The organism is Methanosarcina spelaei, from assembly GCF_002287235.1.
In the GTDB taxonomy this organism is placed as follows: Archaea; Halobacteriota; Methanosarcinia; order Methanosarcinales; family Methanosarcinaceae; genus Methanosarcina; species Methanosarcina spelaei.
In genome coordinates this window covers 1-443 of sequence record NZ_LMVP01000408.1, presented here as the reverse complement: position 1 = coordinate 443, position 443 = coordinate 1, and the positions used below count along the sequence as shown (strand labels likewise).

At 36.1% G+C, this 443-nt stretch carries 1 protein-coding gene; it reads left to right on the top strand.

Annotated features, from left to right (window positions below; all coding sequences use genetic code 11):
• Positions 1–443, top strand: a 443-nt coding sequence (locus ASJ81_RS15390) for an ISAzo13 family transposase (RefSeq protein ID WP_141241765.1), incomplete at both ends; no start/stop codon positions are given.

Here is a 443-nt window from a genome sequence, read left to right as displayed (position 1 = left end):
AGTCTTATTGAACCAACAAGTAGTGGTGATCCAGAATCACCTTTGCGTTGGACCTCTAAAAGTGTTCGCAATTTGGCTGAAGAACTAAAAAAGATGGGTCATAAGGCAACTCATGCAAGAGTTGCAGATATGCTTCATATGCTTGGTTACAGTTTACAGGCTAATAGAAAGACAATTGAAGGAGCTTCACATCCTGATCGTGATCAGCAATTCAACTATATAAATGAAAAGTGCAAAAAGTTTCAGGAAGAGTGTCAGCCTGTGATCTCTGTTGATACAAAAAAGAAAGAGTTAGTTGGAAATTTTAAGAATGAGGGTAGAGAATTACGTCCAAAAAATGACCCTATAAATGTCAATGTATATGATTTTAAGGACAAAGAACTGGGCAAAGTAAATCCATATGGTGTTTATGATATTACTGCTAATGAAGGATGGGTAAATGT